The sequence below is a fragment of the Bacillus vallismortis genome (assembly GCF_004116955.1).
Classification (GTDB): Bacteria; Bacillota; Bacilli; order Bacillales; family Bacillaceae; genus Bacillus; species Bacillus vallismortis.
This window is the reverse complement of sequence record NZ_CP026362.1, coordinates 4,040,481-4,059,272: the sequence shown is the minus strand read 5'-3', so window position 1 is coordinate 4,059,272 and position 18,792 is coordinate 4,040,481. Positions and strand designations below refer to the sequence as shown.

Below are 18,792 nucleotides of genomic sequence, written 5' to 3'. Positions count from 1 at the left end.
TGCACAGCCCTTTCTATGCTATTTTGCGCCAATTGCCTCGTCCTGCTCCTTCAGTGAGTCAACATTGTCTTTCGTGTCTTCTATGTTTTTTTGGACGGCTTTTTTATAATCGCCCAGCATGGTTTTAATGCTTGCCTCGCGCTCATGGTATTTTTTCGTATATTCCAGATTGTTCTTGCCATTGGATCCGGCGGCTCCGATTGATACATCAGCCAGCGCATCTTTGACAGAATCCAATGTTTTGATAACAGTGTCGTATTTCAGCTTAATTTCTGACATAAAAAAAGATCACCACCATTTTAGTTGTCTAATTGTATTTCCGACTTCTTCCGCGAATTCTTCTCCCTTTTTAAGAAGATTTTCTGCACCATTTGCTATGAACAATTCCGACGCATAAGTGGCTTTATCCAATTCAAGATTTAAAATTTTTCCGTTAATAGAAGCCATATACTCGTTATACTTATCATTCACAATCTTGGAAGCTTCCGATTTCGCCTCTTCTCTGCCCTTGTCGAAATCATCCGCTTTTGTTCCCGTCCAGTGCTTGCCCAAATCCGGTTTCACAATGTCTTTGATTTCAGTAATGGCCTCTTCTTGCAGTGTGTCTATGTCCTTTTTTGCTTTTTTCAGCTTTTCGATCTTGTCTTCGATATCGGAAATTTTTCCGTTGAGCGAACTTTTGATATCCGCCAGCTTACTTTCATAACCCATCTGAATCACCTCTTAATACTCAAAAAGTCGTATGGATGAGCTGATGAAGATAGACTTTTCCATACTTTATTTCCATATATTATATTTTAAAATAGCCGAAAGGCGGCATAAATAGGGTAAACGGCTTAAATTAAACTTATAACCCTCACAATTCGTAGGTCTATCATCTTGTTTTTGTTCGTCTTGCAGCTAATGAGAGCGATTTCAAATATAAAAACACCTAAAGTCGTAGTTATAAAGGCACTTGAAAGAAACAGATGTTCATGATGTGTCTCTTGTCGAAAGAGCACATTCTGATTTTGTTATTTTTTTCGCTTTAGATCTTAGTAAAATAGAAAAAAACTGGCTCCCAGCCAGTTTTCTCTTTTCCAACTATTGAATTGCACCTGCCGGAACAACAGCCTTCCGTCCAACAGAATAATACTCCACCCCTGCAGCAGCTGCTTCATCTAATGTGTAGCAATTTCTGCCGTCAAAGATGAGCGGCGTTTCCATCAAGTTCTGATAGGCCGCTAACGGGAATTGTTTAATGTCGGCCCAGTCGGTTAAAATCATGACAGCGTCAGCGCCTTTGACGGCTTCCTCAATTGTCTCTTTATATTCAACAGCTTCTGGCAGAACACGCTTCGCATGGTCCGCGGCAATGGGATCGTAGGCTCTCATATGGGCGTCGAGCGCAGCGAGACGGTTTGCGATGACAATCGACGGCGCTTCCCTCATATCATCCGTATTTGGTTTAAATGACAGTCCCAAAAGGGCAATCGTTTTTCCCGTCACCCCGCCGAGCCTGTTCAGCGCTTTATCTACCAGCATCGCCTGCTGATTGTTATTGACTTTGATGACCGATTTCAGCAGCTCAAAATCATGCTCGACATTGCCGGCAATTTGCACGAGGGCGTTAGTGTCCTTCGGAAAACAAGAGCCGCCGTAGCCTATGCCGGCTTTTAAAAACTGGCCTCCGATCCGCTGATCCTGTCCCATGCCAGACGCGACCGCTTCAATATCAGCGCCGACCTTTTCACATATATTCGAAATCTCATTGATAAAACTGATCTTAGTGGCTAGAAAAGCATTTGAGGCATATTTGATCATCTCGGCGCTTCGGATATCCGTCTGATAAATCGGGATTTGGAACGGGCGGAAAAGCTCCGCAAGCGTCTTGGCTGTTGTCTGGTCCGCTGTTCCGATGACGATCCTGTCGCCGTGGAACGTGTCATAGATTGCCGATCCTTCACGCAAAAACTCAGGATTGGATGCGACCGAGATGCTGACATGCTCCGCAAGATGTTGATGGATCAGCCTCTCAATCAAATCGTTTGTCCCGACGGGCACTGTGCTTTTCGTTACGACGATAGTATCCCGTTTGACATGCCGGGCGATGCGTTTGGCCACATCTGTAATATGCTCCAGATTGGCGTGCCCGTCGCTTTTCTGCGGTGTTCCGACCGCTATAAAAATAATGTCTGCCTGCGCCAAGCCTTTCTCATAACTCGTTTCAAAATTCAGCCGTCCACCAGCTGTATTTTTGCTCATCAGCTCTTCAAGACCCGGTTCAAATATGGGGGAAATGCCCTTTCTCATTTCATCAATCTTGTGAGCGTCAATATCAATGCAGGTTACATGATGTCCAATCTCAGAAAGAGAAACACCTGTCACAAGACCGACATAACCTGTTCCGATGACTGTTATATTCATTGTTTCCCTCCAACAGTTAAATTGCTGCTTTGCAGCTTCGTATTATCGTATGAGAACATCCTATCATGAATGCGGATGATCTCCCGCTTAGCCTGTCGGGTGCAGCCTGTACAGATTTCTGAAATGTGATTCAATCATACAATATACTATTATATCGCGCTCAGAAAGAAAGTGGTGATAGGAGAATCGGCTGTTTACAAGAGCCCAAATAATTTTCTTCTTTTGAGCGGCTGCGGAGGCTGTCTGAAGATTGTCTGATTTTGCAGCAGGAGCTCGGCGTTTTCCGTCAGCATATAGGGTAAATCCGTTCCGAATTTTTTCTCAAGAACAGCAAAAGCTTCCTGGTAACGAAAGTCTCTTGTTTTCAGATTATGGGCATCTGAGGCTACGAAATGAATCATATTGGCTTCAGCCAGCCGAAGAGAAAAGGCTTTCAGCTGTTTTCCGAAAATCCCCGCAAGACTACCTGACGTAATCTGAGCTGCCGCTCCTTTTTCCACAAGATGATACAGAAGCGACGGGTTTTCGCGTATTTCCATGTTCCGTTCCGGATGGGCGATAACCGGAATATAGCCTTTCAGCTGCAAATCATAAAAAAGCCGCTCCGCGTAGCGGGGAACCTGATCAAACGGAAACTCAATCAGGATGTATTTTGTATCATTCAGCGGGAGCAGCTGCCGTTCAGCAAGGTCCCGCTCCAAATCGCCGTATATTCTGATTTCCTGACCCGGAACCACGGTTAACGGGATGTCTTCTTTGATTAAACGTTTGTTTAACTGAGCTGCCGCTTCTTTAACTGCCGCCGGCTCGTTTTCATACACACCGTTCTTATGATGCGGTGTCGCTACAATGGTTCGGATTCCCTGGTGAACAGCGGCTCTTGCCATTTCTATGCTTTCGGCCGAAGCGCTTGCCCCGTCATCCATTGCCGGAAGAATGTGACAGTGAATATCTATCATGTCTTAGCCCCCTTTTTTTCGCAAAAATAAATAACGGGCAAAATGCACGTTATTTATTTTGTATGAAGTTATCCTTGTTTCCATAGTATCCGTATGCTGCATTCCTCGAACGCTTTTTCCCATTCATAATCGCTCCAAGGAGCTTGCTATTGCACGATTCAAGTGCCTCTTTCGCTTTTGCGGCTCGTTCTTTTTCTGTTTTCCCGCTTGAAATAACCAAAATAGAACCGTCAGCCACGCTCCCTAAAATCTGTGCGTCCGCTACAGCGAGAATAGGCGGCGTATCAAAGATAACCATGTCATATGCCGCACACGCTTCGTCGGCAAGTTCTTTCATCCCCTTTGAGGAGAGAAGCTCGGCCGGGTTTGGCGGGATCGGGCCGCTCGTCAGCACGTCAAGCTGTTTTTCATTTGAGGCTTGCACAGCCTGTTTCAATGAGCTTTTCCTTAATAAAACAGAAGTTAAACCGATTATATTTTCAAGATGAAAGGCTGTATGCACTGTTGGCCTTCGCAAATCAGCGTCAACCAGAAGCACTTTTTTTCCCTGCTGGGCAAATACGACAGCAAGATTAGCGGCCGTCGTTGATTTTCCTTCTCCAGGACTGGCCGATGTAATCATCACAGATTTCATTTGGCGGTCCACTGTAGCAAATTCTATATTTGTACGAATCGTCCGATATTGCTCTGAGTTCAAGGACTTCGGCTCTGACATCGCAATGACATTCCTGCGCATCCAAGACCCTCTGCTTTTTCTAAGCGCCAAAATGTCCACTCCCCGCTTTTTCAGATTGGATGCCGTGTAAGCTAGTCGTTGTTTTCTGCTCATTCGCAATGGTGGAAACCGTCCCTAAAACAGGTATGTCCAGCAAGGACTCGAGCTGCTCTTCCGATTTGATCGTATTGTCCAAATACTCAAGCAGGAAGGCCAGTCCAACGCTTCCCGCCAATCCCGCCGCGAACGCGATCGCAATGTTTAGGAGCGGCTTTGGCGATACAGGTGATGAATGTCCTGAAACCTCGGCTTTTGACAGAATACTGACATTGTCAACATTCATAATGGTTGTGATTTTGTCTTGAAAGACAGATGCGATGGTGTTGGCAATATGAGCCGCCGTTTCCGCGTTTCCATCCTTGACTGATATGTTGACCACTTGGGAATCCTGCTCGCTGGATACGGTAATTTTGTCATTCAGCTCTTGAGACGTCATCGACAAACCCATTTCTTTAATGACTTCATCTAAGATGGCAGGGCTCTTAATGATGACGTTATACGTATTGATTAACTGAAGATTGGTTTGGACATCGTTAAATTGGACTTCTTTTCGATCGTTTTTCGATTGATTGACCAGAATCTGAGTTGAATTTTCATAGATGGGTGTAAGTGCGAAGAAACTGATAAGTCCGCCGGCAGCAGTGGCAGCCGCTGTTACAATCATAATCAAAAGCATGCGTTTTCTTAACGTTGAAAATATTTCTTTTAAACTAGTAGATTCTCCCATGATACCTCCAAATCTCTTATAGCATCCTTTTCCATCTACGATTATACAACGTAGAAACCGCATTTCTCCAGATTTTCACATGACATTATTCGACATTTTTTTACAAGACCTTATGTTGCGAACATTTTCGAAAGCGCTATCTTCACCATTTGCAAAACTTCCTTTTTTCTCCTATTCAGGCAGTCACGTCATCTCGCATAAAAAAACCCCGCATGAAGCGTGCGGGATTCTTATGTCGCATATCCGTTTTTAATATGAGAAATCAAATTTTCAAGCATTTCCTTTGTCGTCATCTCAGATGACCGTTCACCAATCTCATGTGCATGCATCAAAATTTTCAGAAATTCCTCTTGATTCAATTTCTTTTCACTCATCTTCTTGTTTCCTTTCAGCTTCCATTAAGTTGAAAACACGATTATTATATGATGCCGATTCTCAATTTGCAATCTCTAATACATCATTCGACACATCCCATTTTTTATGTCCTTTTTTAGGAAAAACTTTTTCAGGCCGGTGTGTTGCGATATAATAGAGAAATTGGATCTTTTTATTACGTGACTCGGTTAGGAGCGATAATCATGCTTCAGAATATGATTTCCAAAGACGATGTGCTGGCATCCGCTGAACAGTTGAAAGAACTGCTTCCTTACAATGAGGAACATGTTCAGCTGATTAAAAAAGCACTTATTTTATATCGGCAGGATTCAGTCTATCGTTTACAAGCAGTGAGTCCGACGGAAGTTACGGCTTATGTGCAGGATGTTGTGCCTGTGCGGGTCACATTGAACTTGTTTGTCATAGCCAAAAGCGGCTGTTCATGTCCGTCCGGAAGAATCTGCCGCCATATGCTGGCTGTTTTTTTATATGTATATGCAATGTTCGAGCGAGTGGGTACCTTTACAGAGCATTGGCTGGAGAGGGAAAAGCTCGAGGAAAGCAAAGAGCTCGTCCGCCGGAAATTCCAGGAAAAAGTGCTTCCCAATGAAGAATCGCTTTCCAGCTGGCTTGCTTTTTTTGATTCAGAGTTCTCCCTCTGGCAGGCGCGAACGCCGGAAGGCAGCCAAAACATGCAAGGCCTCTATTACGGCTACCTGTCCGCTTTAAAAAAGCACACGCCAAACAAGCCGGAGCTGAAAAGCCTGTACCAGATTCATTCCGCGATCGCGGTGTGGCTTCGCATGTTTACATTGATTGAAGCGGGCAAACTGAACCCCGAGCAAGACTTTTATTCCCTCAATCCTTATGTTGAACAGCTGATGGATACGATCTACAGCTCTATTGATAAATTAAAAACATACGCGCTTTCATTTGCGCTTGATCCATTTTTGGAGAAAACACCGGATGTGATCCGGCATTTGCTTTTGAAAGAAGACATTTTTCAATATGAACGCATCCGCATTTTCGGTGAAATTTGGAGCGCGCTGCTGTCGCGGCCAAAGTGGGTGGCGCGTGAAAGGGACATATTGAATAAAGAAACCGGACGGCGTTTTTCTCCTGAATTGCAATTCGGGCGTTTGCATTTGGAATTCCTGCAAAAGAGTGATGATGTGATTTTTGAGGAAGCTGGCCAATTCCCGCCGGAAGCGCTGCCGTATACGTTTCAGTGGCTGAGTGAAATGACTGCCAAGAAGGATTGGAAACGGCTGAAAACTTGGTATCAGCGAATTGAACCGATTGCGATAGGTTATACGAAACTCGATAAGCCGTTTAAAGAGATTCGAGATGTGATCGGCGAGCTGTTTCTTCTGCTGAATGCCTATGTGAAGCAAACCAATGGCCAAGCGCTGTTTGAACGCTATGCTGCGGGCTGTCTGCCGTATACGTTCACAGAATACAGCCATCATTTATATGAGAAAAAAAGGTACGCCGAGTGGATCGAAATTCACAGTCTTGTGGGCTTTTCCATCTATGAAATGGATAAAATGATGCTGAAGGAAATTGCTGCGAGCGATCCTGAAGCGCTTATTCCGGCTTACCACAGAGAAGTGGCCTTTTTTATCGATCAGAAGAACCGCAGCTCGTACAAGGAAGCCGCCCGGTATTTGAAAAAACTGCGCACCCTGTACAGAAAAGCGAAAAAACTGAAGGTGTGGGAGCGGTATATTCAGCAGCTGAGCTCGCATTACAAGCGCCTGCGCGCGCTTCAAGAAGAACTGCAGAAAGGAAAGTTGATTGATGGCGAGTCTTAAAGAAATTCTCATCCACGTAGAACAAATGGAAGATGGGTCATTTACGCTCTCAGCCTTTGATGAGAATGAGCAGCCCCTTCCCTACAGCCATATGAAAAGACATTTGTTCCAATGGCACGAATCCTCATTTTACGGTACCTTTCTTGAGGATGTCAGCTTCATCGGGACAACCGCTGTTCTGCTTTCTCCATGGATGACTGTTGAGCTTCTCGGCAAAAACTCGTTCAACTCATTCAGTTCCGTGCAGCTCACAGAAGAAACGGAGCCGCTGATCGAGGCGGCATCGACCATCTATGAATTTATTGCGGATGGCGATTTTCTGCCTGACTATGAAGCATGGACAAACGGTGTTTTTCGCTGGAAGGACAGCGACGATATACTGGAAGGCTTTACGGCGGATTGGTTTTCCGCCGCTGTGCAGGATTACATCCAATACGACGATGACCTGCGGGAGAGATGGGAGCATATCACGGAGAAGTCGCCTGCGGTCACGTCATTTCGCGGACATTTCCTCGATGAAGAGGATTTTCTTGAAGGTATTGGCTGGATTGACGATCAATCTCCATTTACCGTCGGCCTGCGCTTAAATGAACCGGACTTTGACGGAGACGATTGGAAAATCGAGATGTTTTTACGCGATAAAAAGAGCGGCGCCGTTGAATTCTTTGACGGGCTGAAGAGCCTTAAAAAATCGTGGCAGACGTACAGCGATAAAATCGCGCGGGAGCAGGATCGCTTTCATAGAACGGTTCCGTGGCTGTCATTTGATTCCGGGACAACGCTGATTTCAGAGGAAGAAGCCTGGATCTTCCTGTCAGAAGCAAGTGAGACGCTGGTCGATATGGGCGTTGAAATTCTTCTGCCTTCCTGGTGGCAGATTGTCAGAGACAGCAACATGATGCTAAAGGCAAAGGTGTCGTCCGCCCCGCGCGGCGAGTCATTTGTCGGCATGAACGCGTTGCTTGATTTCAACTGGCGGTTTGCGACAAATGGAATTGAGCTGACCGAGGCTGAATTTAACGAGCTTGTCGCCAGCAACAGGCGCCTCGTAAATATCCGCGGACAATGGGTCAAAATCGATCCGCAGTTTATCAAACAAATGAAACGCCTGATGGAAAAAGCGGAATCAGAAGGACTTCACATGTCTGATATTCTGGCGCGCGAACTAATGGATCAGGGAGAAGGCGGGCTTGAGGATTCAGATCTGATTGATTCATCCGCTTTTGCCGGCATACAATTTGATCTGTCCAAACAGCTCAGGTCACTGATTCGTAAGCTCACGGCCGCGGAAAATCTGCCGGAGCACGAAGTCAGTCCTTCTTTCCAAGGAACGCTACGCCCTTATCAGAAATACGGCATGAACTGGCTGCTGTTTCTGCGGGACAGCGGTTTTGGCGCCTGTCTGGCTGATGATATGGGTCTTGGGAAAACCATTCAAATGATCGCCTATTTTCTTCATGTGAAGGAAAGCGGACGGCAAAAAACGCCCAATTTGATTATTGCGCCGACATCCGTACTCGGTAACTGGCAGCGAGAGCTTCAAACCTTTGCACCTGACCTGTCCGTCGCACTCCATTACGGGCCGCGCCGTCCAAAAGGTGATGATTTCGAGGCGCATTACGAAAACGCAGACGTGGTACTCACTTCTTACGGACTGTCTCATGCCGATTCGGAAGAGCTGTCTTCTGTGACATGGAACGCGATCTGCCTTGATGAAGCGCAAAATATTAAAAACGCGCATACGAAGCAATCACGCGCAATCAGAAAGCTGAAAGGGCTTCACCATATCGCGCTGAGCGGCACGCCAATGGAAAACCGTTTGACCGAGCTGTGGTCCATTTTTGACTTTATGAATAAAGGCTACCTCGGCAGTCTGACGGGCTTCCATAAACGCTATGTTCTGCCGATCGAAAAAGACCGTGACGAAAAAAGAATCGGACAGCTTCAGCAATTAATCCGGCCATTCCTTCTCCGGCGGACGAAACGGGATGAAGAGGTCGCGCTTAATCTTCCTGAAAAGCTGGAAGAAAAAGAATTTATCCCGCTGTCAGCCGAACAGGCGTCACTTTATGAGCAGCTCGTCAAAGACACATTTGACCATATGACATCACTGACCGGCATGCAGCGAAAAGCGCTGATCCTCAGCATGCTTGGACGCCTTAAGCAAATATGTGATCACCCCGCGCTCTATTTAAAAGAAGATCAAACTGAGCTACTGGCCGGCAGATCAGTCAAGCTCGAAAAATTGCTGGACCTGATGACGGCGATCCGCGCCCAAAATGAAAGCTGCCTCATTTTTACGCAATACATTCAGATGGGGAACATGATGAAGCGGCTGCTTGAAAAAACGTTCGGCGAACCCGTGCAATTTTTAAACGGGAGCCTCTCTAAGCAGGAGCGGGATTCACTCGTTGAGAGATTCCAGAAGAAAGAATACCCGACACTCATTCTTTCACTCAAAGCTGGAGGCACCGGGCTCAATTTGACCGCCGCCAATCACGTCATCCATTATGACAGATGGTGGAATCCGGCGGTCGAAAATCAAGCGACTGACCGGGCTTATCGCATTGGCCAAGAGCGCTTTGTTCACGTTCATAAAATGATTACAACGGGAACAATCGAAGAAAAAATTGATGTCATGCTTGAATCGAAGCAAACCCTGAACGACCAAATTATCCAAAGTGAAAACTGGATTACCGAGCTTTCCACACAGGAACTCGAAGAATTGTTTACATTAAGCGCCTCTGCGCGATGATTAAAAAAGCTGGCTCCTGAAAGAGCCAGCTTTTTTCCGTTCATAGCCGTCACGCCGAATTTCCAAAGAATCCGTTACGCCGGTTACCAACAGGATGCACTTTTGGTGCAGCATATAAACCTACAGCAAATTGTTAATCATATGTGCGACGCCGTCTTCGTCATTGCTCAAAGTGACTGCGTCGGCCATCGCTTTGATATCTTCCCGCGCATTGCCCATCGCTACACCGATTCCCGCCGCCTCCAGCATCGATTTGTCATTTAAGCTGTCACCGACAGCGGCGGTTTCTTCGATTGGGATATTCAGCCGTTCCGCAAGCCTCATCAGCGCCTGTCCCTTGGATGCTTTGCGGGCAGAGAGCTCAAAGTTATGCTCAGCCGAACTGACAAGCGTCAAATCTTCAGCATGCTCATATCTTTTCCATCCTGCCTCAAGCTTCTCCTTGAAGAAAGAAAATCCGAGAATATTATAAAAGTTGATCTGCTGATCAGTTCCAAACAGCTCTTGAAACGAGTCAATGTAAGCGAAGCCCGATTGGCTGTATTGCACCTCGGCCGCCTGCATAAGGACAGAAAGATCCGTTTCCGGATTCGCGCTTCTGAATCGGTCCAGCTCAACATCAAGAAGCTCCTTTCCGTTTTGCGGCGTATATATGGCTGAATCTGTGAATACCTCGTAATAATAATTTTCCGACTCAAGCCATGTGAGAATGTCATACGCCCGCTGTTTATCAATGGTTTCCTGATGATAAATCCTGCCGTCGGGATCGTGAATGACAGCACCGTTCGCGCTGATGACCCACGTTTTAATTCCGAGCGGCTCAAAGATCGACTCAACGTCAAAATGAGCGCGCCCGGTCGACACCACCACTTCAATGCCGTCTCGCTGCGCCTGCCGCAGCGCATTTTCATTTTCCACGCTTACCTGATGCTTGCTGTTGAGTAAGGTTCCGTCTAAGTCAATCGCAATTAATTTCACGTTTGTCAGCCCTTTCCTTCATCCTGCTCTGTCACGAGCAGTTCCACCCCGTTTCGGTCAAGCAAATCACAAAACGCCTGACTCGGCAGCCTGTCTGTGATCAAGAGATCGATTTCGCTCAGCTCCGCATACTGATAAAAACTGGTACTTCCCAGTTTTGAATGATCTGCAAGCGCGATCACCTGCTTTGCCTGCTGAATCATTTTTCGCTTCACCATGCCATCTTCTTCATGCGCAATTGTAATGCCATGTTCGGAAATGCCGACCACACCGATCAGCGCTTTATCGACGTGGTAGCTTGAGAGCTTTTCAATCACAGAGGCGCCGTACAGAAAGCGGTGCTCCTTTTCCAGCTTGCCCCCGAGCAGATAGATTTCAATTCCTTCCTTATCTGACAGCACTTCAGCGAGGTTAATTGAGTTGGTAATCACCGTGCAATCATCCGCATTCAAATGCTCCGCACATGCCTGAACGGTTGTAGAAGCATCTAAAATCACCCGCTCACCATTATGAATGAGTGATGCGGCAAGCCTGCCGATCTCGGTTTTTTCCTCCGACACTGTTTTCAGGCGCCCGGAATAACTTTGAATTTTCTGATGCACAGTCGGCAAAATGGCGCCGCCCCTTGTGCGGATGATGGCTTTCTGTTCCTCCAGCTTCACAAGGTCCCGTCTGGCTGTATCTCTTGACACTTGAAGAAGCGTACTGATCTGCTCCGTTGTAATTCGGTTATGCTGTTTTAAAAAATCCAAAATGGCTACTAATCTTTCTTCTTGGTACACGCCCTCATTCCTTTTCTGATCTATCATCTTTAAGTAATTATAAGTTTTAACAAAAGTACAATCAATATTTTTAAGTGTTTTTAAGCAAAAATGCATCTTATGAACCAATTTTTCCTAAATCCATTCAAAAAAACAGACCAGTCTGGTCGACTGGTCAATTGCGAGGGGATGCTGCGAAGAGTCGAATCATCATGAATGGATAGAAAACGGAGGATCAGGGGTTGTCAATCGGCAGCTTTTTCCCGGGGTTTAGAGTCCATAAAACGAACAGTGTCAGCCAACACTTCCGTTACATACACGTTAACGCCGTCTGCGTTTTCATAGCTCCTTGTCTGAATCCGTCCGCTAACGCCAACGAGAGAACCTTTTTGGCAATATAGCGCCGTGTTTTCAGCGGTTTTTCTCCAAAGCGTGCAGTTGACGTAATCGGCTTCGATTTCACCTGAAGCATTCTTGAAACTGCGGTTTACCGCGAGCGTAACGTGTGCAACTGCCGCTCCGGCAGAAGTGTAGCGAAGCTCAGGATCTTTTGTAAGACGGCCGACAAGCATGACCTGATTGAACATGCGATTCCTCCTCTCCTTGCGGTTACATGTATTGTAGATGATGCAATAAGAAAAGAAAAACGCTTAAAAATGGCTTTCAGCCTATGTTTTTATCTTTTGTTCTCATTTTTCCTTCAGCTAAAAACATCTTTTGTTTTTTCCCTTTGAAGAAATATGTACTTTTTAAAAACCTGAAAAATATTTGCCTTGTCAGCCAATTTTGCGTATTCATGCACACATAGGAAGAGCCATCCCATGCAAACCACTGAAAGCTCAGTTTTTTTTCCGGCATCGACAGCTCAATTTTATACTGTTCCATGCCATCATGCGTCTCGTATAAAAAGCTTACCCTTCTTTTTTTGTTCAGATGAACCTCAAATACTTCTTTACGGCTTAACATATAGGTTACTTCCTTTTGAATCATACGATTTTCAGAAGGAGTGCCGTCAATATAAATTTCTTTTAAACGAAACTGATTCATATACATCTCTCCGTAATCCTTAGTCAGTTACAGTATAATGAAAAAATAGAAATTATTAAATGTTTCACCAATACAAAGTTCTTAAGTCCCTGCATTGCACGTTTTTTCCGCAAAAACGTTTATGTTATAATGGAAGACAAGAAAACTTTGGAAGTAATCGGGGTGAGAATAGAAATGAAAACCTTTAAACTGGTTGACCTGAATGTGGAACGAGTGGACAAGGAAGAGAAATCAATTGAACAGTTTCCCCTTATTGACGGACTGATTATAAATAAAGAAGACGGTGAAAATCACTGGCTGATTGAGGCGCTTGTAGCGAAAGAACATCTGTCTTTTTTTGAACAGCTTCAAAACAGCCAAACGGAAGCCACAGTATTTGTAACGATCACCAAACAAAGCAATCGCCCCGCCCAGCTGACAGCGGCAGTGAAAAATATCGTCAAGCTGGAAGAAAGCATACAGGTTTTAATCTACGGACAAATGGTCACAAGAAAACAGCATGGCACAGAAACCCTTCTGGAGTCCCTTGTCAAAGAGGGCTATACAGGAAATAAACTGATTGAGGCGTTTAAGCAAAAAATATAGAAATGAGAGAGATGCCGGGTTGAAGAGCGAAAGATGCAAGGAGTCTTTTTTCTCTTATCGGTGCGGGCTGAAATATTAAATGACAAAATCCTAAAACGAAAACCGTTTTAGGACTTTGTCAACAATCTGAAACCGCCGTTCAAAACGGCAGTCTTCTTATTCCGGCGACCTTGTTTGCTGCTTCAGCAGATCTCTGATTTCCTTCAGCAGCTTCTCTTGCGCATCTGGCGCTTCCTCGGCCGCCTCTTCTTCTGCTTCTTTTTTGCGTCTTAACCCATTCAAAATCCGAATCACAATAAATATAGAGAACGATATGATTAAGAAATTCACGATCGTCTGTATAAAGCTGCCGTACTTCACTACAGCATCGCCAAAGCTAAACGACAACCCTGAAAAATCAAGCCCTCCCAGCAGCAAGCCCACCAATGGCATGATGATATCATTGACTAGAGATGTGACGATCTTTCCAAACGCGCCGCCTATTACAACACCAATCGCGAGATCCATGATGTTCCCGCGCATGGCAAAAGCCTTAAATTCATTCCACATACAATCACCTGCTTTTTCTCATGTTTTGAAAGAAAAAAGACAAATGTGCCGCCGCCCATCTGCCTTTAAACATTTATTCTCCGAGAGCAAAAGTCAATTCAACTTCGCAAACGACTTCGCCATCGACTGTAGCCACGCCTTTTCCGCGCCCGATTGTGCCGCGCGCACGAATGATGTCCACTTCAAGATGAAGCTGATCACCAGGCTTAACTTGTTTTTTAAATCGGCAATTATCAATGCCTGCAAAGAATGCCAGCCTGCCGCGGTTTTCTTCTTTAATCAGCATCGCAACAGCTCCGACTTGGGCAAGCGCTTCTACGATTAATACGCCGGGCATGACCGGATACTGGGGAAAATGTCCGTTAAAGAACTCTTCATTTGCGGTTACATTTTTATAGCCTTTTGCCCGTTTGCCTTCTTCAACTTCCGTAATCCGGTCTACAAGCAAAAACGGATAACGGTGAGGAATAATTTCTTTAATTTGCTGAGTATCAAGCATTCTCTTGACATCTCCTTCATCTGCATTTGTATGTATAGCAATCATCAAAGATCCAATCTGTACATCTGAAAAGTATATTATGAATTAATCTCTTTTTCAACCGGCGCTAATATGTAACCAACTGTCAATGAGAGCCGTCAATAGTTATGATATGATAATTATAGATTTTACCAATAGCAAAGAGGTAGGAAAATGATTTCGAAGTTTATTGAAAAAAGGATGCAAACCATGTTAGACGAGTGGCACTCTGCAATGAGCAAACGCAAAATGAATCATGTGCGCTCAGTAAAAGAGAAAATTGACCAGCACCTTCCGAAGCTCAAAAAGAACACAAAACTTTGGATGCGTTATCAATTGTTTCAGGCGCGCCATCAGCTTCTTTTTGAAAACCAGAACGGACTTGACGAATTGTTCGAAGATCTATACGGCCTGGAAGACAAAATGAATGATGAATTGAAATATTATCTGTATTTTTTTTCAGGATTATACGAAATGGTAAAAACAGCTCCGAAACATGCAGTGAATCATTTTAAAAAAGCTGAACAGTACCTGTCAGCCATTCAAAACAGGTTTGAAGCCGCTGAATTATATTATCAAACCGCCGGCGCCTATTACTTGATGAAATCACCGCCGCTTTCCATCCAATACGTCAAAAAAGCATTAGATATCTATTTACAGCAATTCGGCTATATCAAAAAGGTGATCACCTGCAAGCTTTTGCTCGCCGTTAATTATATTGATCAAGAACGCTATGAAAAAGCTGAGCAGCTTTTCGAAGAAATCATTAGGAAAACCCGGCAATTACATGATGAAAACCTGCTGTGCCACGCTTATTATAATCTTGGCTTTTTAAAGGCGACCGAAAAAAAAGACCAGGAAGCGCTTCTTTACTTTAAAAAAGTACTGAAGAATCAGGAGTTTGAAACGAATTCTCCAGTCTCGTATTTGCACTGTGTGTACGAATCTGTCAGAGCGCTCTTTAAAACAGGTCAGATCACAGAAGCGAAAGCCATCCTGCAAAAAGGGAAAGAATTATCTGAAAAGGTAGACATTCAAACCATTTATTTAAAATTAAAAACGCTCGAGGCGCTCTATACATCAGTTGAAGACCCCTATGACCAGCTGCTCGAATATGTGCTTGAGTTAGAAAAAATTGAAGCTTGGGTGGATTTAGAAGTGCTTGTAGAAGATATCACGGAATACTACAAAAAAAAGGACGATTTCGAAAAAGCCGCTTTTTTTATCATGCGCGGCTGATTGAAAACGCCCATTTCTTATTATCTCACTGAATTGATTAAACCGAGCATTTGATCTCCCATTGTAATTGTTCTGCTGTTCAGCTGATAAGAACGCTGGGACGTGATCAAATCTGTCATTTGTTCTGAAATATCAACATTGGACATCTCAAGCGAGCCTTGCTGCATGCCGATATCTTGTCTATTCGCGCCATTCAGCTCTTCAAAAGCTGCCTCATTATCAATCGTGAAAAGGTTATTCCCTTCCGATTTCAGCTCTTGAGGGTTATTCACTTGGACAACTCCGAGATTAAACCGCTGGACCGCGTTTCCGTCTGATGCGGTTAAGGTGCCGTTTTCATTGATGGTGATATTCTTCATTGTGCTGTCGATGTTCACTGTATTGCCGTTTTCATCAAGCACCGGATACCCATCTCCAGTAACGAGCTGAAGCTGGTTGGCATTCGCAGCTGAAGGCGTTACATACAGCGCTCCGTCCCTCGTGTACTGGCGGCTGCCATTTACGTTCACCTGAAGATATTGGTATGGAGACGTAAACGCGATATCCAGGTCGCGATCCGTCTTCTGAATGCTTCCCTGATCAGACACAAGGCGTGAATGCATCATCGCTCCGACGCCAAGGCGCAAGCCGGGCGGCGTTTTTCGGGCCTCTGCCACTTCCTCGTTTTTTTCATCAACTTGAGCGAATTGCTGTCTGACTAGCTCGGAAAAATTCGTATCTTTTGCCTTATAGCCGGTTGTGTTGCTGTTTGAAAGGTTGCTGCTGATTGTGTCAATTTGCTGCTGCAGCTGGTTTAAGGTTGTTGATGCCGTTAGCATTGACCTGAGCATGGTTGATGTCCCCCGTTTTTTCTTCCATTATCTTAGATTTTACCGATTTCATTGGCTGCTTTATCCATACTTTTATCGTAAGCCTGAATCACCTTCTGATTGGCCTCAAACGATCTGTACGCTTCAGTCATTTCTGTATAAGCGCTTGTCACATCCACGTTTGAAAGCTCAGAAACGCCTTGCTTTAATGAATAGGATACCTGGTTATTTCCGGCTGCGCTTGGCAGATCGTTGCCGTCCGCCGTGCTGTATAAATCATTTCCGTCTCGTTTCAAATCGCGGACATCCTCCACCATTCTGACGTCAATTTGGCCTGCTGTCCGCCCGTTCGTTGTGACAGTACCATTTTCAGACACAGAGAAATTCTCATTATCAACTGTGATTGGCTGGCCATCCGTAGATAAAATCGGATTTCCATTGATCGTCAGCTGATTATCCCCATTTAGCGAAAATGTGCTGCTTTTAGAATAACGGATTCCGTCCGCTGTCTGAACCGGGTAAAAAAGAGCCGCGTTTTCATTGGTTTCCGCATGAACCGGGACTTGATTTTCGACCAATGTGATGTCTGTAGGCTGATCTGTGGACTTTAAGCTTCCTTGTGTGAAAAGAGGCTTAAGTTCCTGCATATACACACCTGTATTCACAGAACCGATTTCTGTCTTCGATGTTCCGGACGGAGATTTTGATTCTATTCTGTTTAGCAGCATCTCAGGAAAGGCGCGCATAGAGCCTTGTTCTGCTTTATATCCTGATGTATTGGCATTTGCAATGTTATTTGAAAGCATTTCCGTTCTGCGTTGCTGGGCAATCATTCCGGATGTTGCTGTATATAATCCTTTTAACAAATTTTCCACCTCTAAAATGGCATTTTTTCCAGTTGTCATGTAGGGAACGTTCGTTCTATAATAAAAATCAGTATTTTATCCTATTATCGTCATTAATCATCCATTCGTGAAGGCTTTTTCATAAAAAAACCTCATTCTTTTTCAGAATGAGGTTTGTGAAATCAGCTTAGTTTGCGTTTAGGAAGCTTGTCCATATTATCAAGCATGACACCTGTGCCGATGGCTACGCAATCCATAGGATTTTCAGCAACGAGAACCGGCACTTTCAGCTCTTCAGCCAGCAGCTGGTCAAGGCCGTTTAAGAGCGCGCCTCCGCCGGTAATGATAACGCCGCGGTCAATAATATCAGCGGAAAGTTCAGGCGGTGTTCTTTCAAGCACTTGTTTCGCAGCCTGCACAATAACAGCGACAGATTCACGAAGGGCTTCTTCAACTTCTTTACTGTTTACTGTAATGGTTCTTGGAAGACCGGAAACCATGTCCCGTCCGCGAATGGAAATTTCCTCGTGACGTGCGTCTGGGAAAACCGTTGCGACTTTAACCTTAATATCTTCCGCAGTACGTTCGCCGATCAGCAGTTTGTACTCGCGTTTGATGTAATTTAAGATTTCCATGTCAAACTTGTCCCCAGCCATTTTAATAGAAGAGGAGGTGACAATATCGCCCATTGAAATCACCGCGATATCCGTCGTCCCGCCTCCGATGTCTACAACCATGTTACCGCTTGGCTGGAATATTTCCATACCCGCGCCGATAGCGGCAACTTTAGGTTCTTCTTCAAGGTACACATGTTTACCGCCGCTTTTTTCTGCAGCTTCTTTAATTGCTTTTTGCTCAACGGATGTAATATTCGTCGGGCAGCAAATGAGCATGCGCGGTTTTGAGAACAGGCCTTTTACATTCAGCTTGTTAATGAAATGCTTCAGCATTGCTTCTGTTACTTCAAAGTCAGCGATAACTCCGTCTTTCAGCGGGCGAATCGCAACAATATTCCCAGGTGTACGTCCAACCATTCGTCTTGCCTCTTCGCCAACCGCCAGCACTTTGCCGCTATTTTTATCAAGTGCAACTACGGAAGGTTCATTCAGAACAATTCCTTTACCTTTAACATGGATCAGTACATTTGCAGTACCGAGGTCAATACCAATATCCCTTGCAAACATCTATTTATATCCTCCTTGAAAATCTGTTTCACAGTAAATATCCACATTGTGCCCTAATTATATATATTATCATAAAATATAGAAAAAAAGTTGGAAGCACATTAAGTTCTTTACAAATTTTTGCGGATGTTTTATGAACGATTTCAGGGAAGACACCGCCAGCTTGATGAAAGCAGGTCATTATGGTTGCTGAACAGGTTCACCTTCAAGAATATCATCTTTTTTATATTTCAATTTTGTCGCTTCCCCTCCTCTTAAATGCCTGATGGATTTATGATAATCGAGTATTTCCTTCACTTCGTTTGCCAAGTCAGGATTAATTTCAGGCAGACGCTCTGTCAAATCCTTGTGTACTGTACTTTTGGAAACACCAAATTCCTTCGCAATGACACGAACGGTTTTCTTTGTCTCCACGATGTACTTTCCTATCTTGATTGTTCGCTCTTTGATGTAATCGTGCACACCAC

At 44.6% G+C, this 18,792-nt stretch carries 21 protein-coding genes; 4 read left to right on the top strand and 17 right to left on the bottom strand.

The window, feature by feature from the left end:
• Positions 1-18 precede the first annotated feature (18 nt).
• The 7 genes from BV11031_RS21480 to BV11031_RS21450 all read right to left on the bottom strand — a co-directional run bounded on the left by BV11031_RS21480 (position 19) and on the right by BV11031_RS21450 (position 5,241).
• Positions 19-279 carry a YwqI/YxiC family protein gene (locus BV11031_RS21480; RefSeq protein WP_010328853.1) on the bottom strand — a complete coding sequence of 87 codons (261 nt, stop codon included), beginning with the start codon at positions 277-279 and terminating at the stop codon, positions 19-21.
• Positions 280-288: 9 nt separating this feature from the next.
• Positions 289-711: a YwqH-like family protein gene (locus tag BV11031_RS21475; RefSeq protein WP_010328854.1), complete on the bottom strand. Its 423-nt coding sequence runs from the start codon at positions 709-711 to the stop codon at positions 289-291.
• Positions 712-1,083: 372 nt separating this feature from the next.
• Complete coding sequence (locus BV11031_RS21470) at positions 1,084-2,406, bottom strand: UDP-glucose dehydrogenase family protein (RefSeq protein ID WP_010328855.1); 1,323 nt, start codon at positions 2,404-2,406, stop codon at positions 1,084-1,086.
• 194 nt (positions 2,407-2,600) lie between these two features.
• The gene (locus BV11031_RS21465; protein WP_010328856.1) at positions 2,601-3,365 is read right to left on the bottom strand and encodes a tyrosine-protein phosphatase; all 765 of its coding nucleotides are present in this window, start codon (positions 3,363-3,365) and stop codon (positions 2,601-2,603) included.
• Positions 3,366-3,414: 49 nt separating this feature from the next.
• Positions 3,415-4,131 carry a CpsD/CapB family tyrosine-protein kinase gene (locus tag BV11031_RS21460; RefSeq protein ID WP_010328857.1) on the bottom strand — a complete coding sequence of 239 codons (717 nt, stop codon included), beginning with the start codon at positions 4,129-4,131 and terminating at the stop codon, positions 3,415-3,417.
• Entirely contained in the window at positions 4,121-4,867 is a 747-nt protein-coding gene (tkmA, locus tag BV11031_RS21455) for a protein-tyrosine kinase activator TkmA (protein ID WP_010328858.1), read from the bottom strand. Before tkmA ends, BV11031_RS21460 begins: the two co-directional genes overlap by 11 nt.
• A gap of 230 nt (positions 4,868-5,097) precedes the next feature.
• Positions 5,098-5,241 (bottom strand): YwzD family small protein, encoded by a 144-nt coding sequence (locus BV11031_RS21450; RefSeq protein WP_003221769.1) that lies wholly within the window; start codon positions 5,239-5,241, stop codon positions 5,098-5,100.
• Positions 5,242-5,445: 204 nt separating this feature from the next.
• On the opposite strand from BV11031_RS21450, the gene BV11031_RS21445 reads away from it, so the two are divergent.
• Both BV11031_RS21445 and BV11031_RS21440 read left to right on the top strand, forming a co-directional pair.
• Positions 5,446-7,056 (top strand): SWIM zinc finger family protein, encoded by a 1,611-nt coding sequence (locus BV11031_RS21445; protein WP_010328859.1) that lies wholly within the window; start codon positions 5,446-5,448, stop codon positions 7,054-7,056.
• Positions 7,043-9,811, top strand: a complete 2,769-nt coding sequence (locus tag BV11031_RS21440) for a DEAD/DEAH box helicase (RefSeq protein ID WP_010328860.1) — start codon at positions 7,043-7,045, stop codon at positions 9,809-9,811. Before BV11031_RS21445 ends, BV11031_RS21440 begins: the two co-directional genes overlap by 14 nt.
• A 120-nt stretch (positions 9,812-9,931) precedes the next feature.
• On the opposite strand, the gene BV11031_RS21435 is transcribed toward BV11031_RS21440, so the two are convergent.
• From BV11031_RS21435 to BV11031_RS21420, 4 genes are all read right to left on the bottom strand, one after another.
• Complete coding sequence (locus tag BV11031_RS21435) at positions 9,932-10,789, bottom strand: Cof-type HAD-IIB family hydrolase (RefSeq protein WP_010328862.1); 858 nt, start codon at positions 10,787-10,789, stop codon at positions 9,932-9,934.
• Positions 10,790-10,794: 5 nt separating this feature from the next.
• Positions 10,795-11,571: a transcriptional regulator GlcR gene (gene glcR / locus BV11031_RS21430; protein ID WP_010328863.1), complete on the bottom strand. Its 777-nt coding sequence runs from the start codon at positions 11,569-11,571 to the stop codon at positions 10,795-10,797.
• 224 nt (positions 11,572-11,795) lie between these two features.
• The gene (ssbB, locus tag BV11031_RS21425; protein ID WP_010328864.1) at positions 11,796-12,137 is read right to left on the bottom strand and encodes a single-stranded DNA-binding protein SsbB; all 342 of its coding nucleotides are present in this window, start codon (positions 12,135-12,137) and stop codon (positions 11,796-11,798) included.
• Positions 12,138-12,213: 76 nt separating this feature from the next.
• Complete coding sequence (locus tag BV11031_RS21420; protein WP_010328865.1) at positions 12,214-12,597, bottom strand: hypothetical protein; 384 nt, start codon at positions 12,595-12,597, stop codon at positions 12,214-12,216.
• 174 nt (positions 12,598-12,771) lie between these two features.
• Here BV11031_RS21420 and BV11031_RS21415 point away from each other — a divergent pair, with 174 nt between their 5' ends.
• Positions 12,772-13,182, top strand: a complete 411-nt coding sequence (locus BV11031_RS21415) for a YwpF-like family protein (protein ID WP_010328866.1) — start codon at positions 12,772-12,774, stop codon at positions 13,180-13,182.
• Between the two features lie 156 nt (positions 13,183-13,338).
• Here the strand turns inward: BV11031_RS21415 and mscL are convergent, their stop codons facing one another.
• Both mscL and fabZ read right to left on the bottom strand, forming a co-directional pair.
• Entirely contained in the window at positions 13,339-13,731 is a 393-nt protein-coding gene (gene mscL, locus BV11031_RS21410) for a large conductance mechanosensitive channel protein MscL (protein ID WP_010328867.1), read from the bottom strand.
• Positions 13,732-13,804: 73 nt separating this feature from the next.
• Entirely contained in the window at positions 13,805-14,230 is a 426-nt protein-coding gene (gene fabZ, locus BV11031_RS21405; protein WP_010328868.1) for a 3-hydroxyacyl-ACP dehydratase FabZ, read from the bottom strand.
• Positions 14,231-14,422: 192 nt separating this feature from the next.
• On the opposite strand from fabZ, the gene rapD reads away from it, so the two are divergent.
• On the top strand, positions 14,423-15,487 hold the full coding sequence (gene rapD, locus BV11031_RS21400; protein WP_010328869.1) for an aspartate phosphatase RapD: 1,065 nt from the start codon (positions 14,423-14,425) through the stop codon (positions 15,485-15,487).
• 20 nt (positions 15,488-15,507) lie between these two features.
• On the opposite strand, the gene flhP is transcribed toward rapD, so the two are convergent.
• The 4 genes from flhP to spoIIID all read right to left on the bottom strand — a co-directional run bounded on the left by flhP (position 15,508) and on the right by spoIIID (position 18,787).
• Complete coding sequence (flhP, locus tag BV11031_RS21395; RefSeq protein ID WP_010328870.1) at positions 15,508-16,317, bottom strand: flagellar hook-basal body complex protein FlhP; 810 nt, start codon at positions 16,315-16,317, stop codon at positions 15,508-15,510.
• A gap of 32 nt (positions 16,318-16,349) precedes the next feature.
• Complete coding sequence (locus BV11031_RS21390) at positions 16,350-17,162, bottom strand: flagellar hook-basal body complex protein FlhO (RefSeq protein WP_010328871.1); 813 nt, start codon at positions 17,160-17,162, stop codon at positions 16,350-16,352.
• 161 nt (positions 17,163-17,323) lie between these two features.
• Complete coding sequence (mbl, locus tag BV11031_RS21385) at positions 17,324-18,325, bottom strand: cell shape-determining protein Mbl (RefSeq protein WP_003221803.1); 1,002 nt, start codon at positions 18,323-18,325, stop codon at positions 17,324-17,326.
• A gap of 180 nt (positions 18,326-18,505) precedes the next feature.
• The gene (spoIIID, locus tag BV11031_RS21380; protein ID WP_010328872.1) at positions 18,506-18,787 is read right to left on the bottom strand and encodes a sporulation transcriptional regulator SpoIIID; all 282 of its coding nucleotides are present in this window, start codon (positions 18,785-18,787) and stop codon (positions 18,506-18,508) included.
• Between the last annotated feature and the right edge of the window lie 5 nt (positions 18,788-18,792).